The 2351-nt window shown below is 63.7% G+C and carries 2 protein-coding genes; one reads left to right on the top strand and one right to left on the bottom strand.

The window, feature by feature from the left end:
• The coding region (locus VN887_11255; protein ID HXT40583.1) for a hypothetical protein at nt 1-1445 on the top strand (1445 nt) is incomplete at its 5' end.
• Nucleotides 1446-1472: 27 nt separating this feature from the next.
• On the opposite strand, the gene VN887_11250 is transcribed toward VN887_11255, so the two are convergent.
• Nucleotides 1473-2351 (bottom strand): DUF1501 domain-containing protein (locus tag VN887_11250; protein ID HXT40582.1); only part of this gene is annotated, 879 nt, incomplete at its 5' end.

Below are 2351 nucleotides of genomic sequence, written 5' to 3'. Positions count from 1 at the left end.
GCCTGGTCGTCTTCATTCCGGGCGCGCTGGGCCTTTGCGCGGGACTGTTGTGGGCCAGGGGCTGGTTGATGATTCTGCTGGTTCCGCTGGTGCTTGGCTTCGTGTTCATGGTGACGGCGTGGACGTACTGCCTGCGCGGATGGCTGGTCGCCCTGATGGTGAATCCGCGCCGACGCCGCACGGTCATCATGACCGTGACCATGACGGCAATCTTTTTGGGACAACTCCCCAACCTGTATTTCAATGTCCTGCACCGGCACGACCGCGACCGGCGAAATCAATCGCAGGCGGCGTCGGGCGCTCCTGCGCCGGCCCAGGAGCGGTCCGGATTGAAAGCGCCGGAGAATTTCATGGCGGCCCACACCTACCTGCCGCCGTTGTGGGTCGGCAATGGCGCGATGGGTCTGGCCCGGGGAAACGCCTGGCCGGCGGTGTGGGGTTCGCTCGCGGCAATGGCGATCGGCGGCGCGGGGCTGGCCCGCGCGTACCGATCAACCGTGCGGTTTTATCGAGGACAGGAGACAACGCGACGCGGAGCGGCTCATGCCCGTCAACAGCCCGTCGCGCCGGATCCAACCAGCCGCCCCGTTGCACTGGCCGGCGCAACAACCGAAGCCGGCGGCGCGAAGGCTGCGCGCGCGCAGGGATTGAGTCTCCTCGAACGGCGACTGCCTGCTGTTCCGGAAGAGGCCGCCGCACTGGCCCTCGTCTTCTTTCGCTCGCTGACGCGCGCGCCCGAAATAAAAATGTCCCTGGTCAGCAATCTGGTCGGCATCGTCGTGTTGCCGATGATCTTCTTCTCGCGCGGAGGGCACGCGCCGGGCAACCTCGCGACGCCGTTCATCGGCACCGGCGCAATCGCGTTCTCTCTTCTCGGGCTGCTCCAGCTTATGTTCAATCAATTCGGATTCGATCGCGACGGCTTTCGCGCACTGGTCCTTTTGCCGGTCCAACGGAGTCACACGCTGCTGGCGAAAAACCTCGCGCTGGCTCCCGTTGTGTTCGCGTTCGGCTCGGTTTTTCTGGTGGTCCTCACCGCCGTCGCGCACCTCCCGTGGCTCGTGGGCCTGGCGTCCGCCCTGCAACTTCTGGCGGCGTTCCTGATTTTGAGCGCGGTCGGCAATTTTCTTTCCATCGTGGTGCCCTACCGGATTTCCGCCGGGTCATTGAAACCCACCAAGGCCTCCGGCAAAACGACCCTGATGATTCTCTTTTCCCATCTGTTGTTCCCGGTTGCGATGATTCCCGTTTTCATACCTCCATTGCTGGGCCTCCTGTCGGCCACCTTCGGATGGCTGCCCGACGCAGTGGCCAATGTCCTTGCTTCGCTGGCGCTGGCGGCGGGGGTGGCCTTCCTTTACTGGCTCAGCCTGCGCGGCCTTGGCGATCTGTTGCAAAGGCGCGAGAAGGACGTTCTCCTGATCGTCTCGCAGGAAGTGGAGTGAACGAAAGCCGTCCTTCGCGCCGGGGCGTCAGGCCAGCAGCTTCTCCACGATTTCGCCGGAGACGTCGGTGAGCCGGTAGTCGCGGCCCTCGAACCGATACGTCAGTTGCTTGTGGTCGATGCCCAGCAGGTGCAGCAGGGTCGCATGAAAGTCATGCACGTTCACCGGATCTTCCACGACGTTGTAGCCGAAGTCGTCCGTGGCGCCGAGCACGAGTCCGGGTTTGATGCCGCCGCCGGCCATCCAGATTGTAAAGCAGCGCGGATGATGATCACGACCGAAGTTGTCCTTCCTGATCTCGCCCTGCGAATAGGCCGTGCGCCCGAATTCTCCGCCCCAGATCACGAGCGTGTCTTCGAGCAGCCCGCGGGCTTTGAGGTCCTTGATCAGCGCGGCGCTGGCCCGATCCGTGTTCTTCGCCTGGGTTTTGATGCCCTCGGGCAGTCCGCCGTGATGGTCCCAGTCACGATGGCAAAGCTGGATGAAGCGGACGCCGCGCTCGGCGAGACGGCGGGCAAGGAGGCAGTTGTTGGCGTAGGATGACTTGCCGGGTTCCGCGCCGTAAAGTTCGAGAATCTCCTTCGGTTCTTTGGCGATGTCCATCAACTCCGGCACGCTGGTCTGCATGCGAAAGGCGAGTTCATAATTCTCGATGTGCGTGGCAATGGCCGGGTCGCCGAGTGCGCCGAGTTGTTTGCGGTTCAACTCCTGCATCGCGTCGATAAGCTGGCGGCGGGCCGTCTGGCTCAGGCCGGGCGGGTTCGACACGTAGAGCACGGGATCACCCTGGCTGCGAAACAACACCCCCTGGTGATTTCCGGGCAGAAAACCGTTGCCCCAGTAGCGGGTTTGCAGCGGCTGGCCCCCGCCCCCGCTGGTGAGAACGACGAACGCGGGCAGGTTGTC

Source organism: Candidatus Angelobacter sp. (genome assembly GCA_035607015.1).
Lineage (GTDB): Bacteria > Verrucomicrobiota > Verrucomicrobiia > Limisphaerales > AV2 > AV2.
Note: the sequence above shows the minus strand (reverse complement) of the source record. Positions and strands in the feature narration are given on the sequence as shown.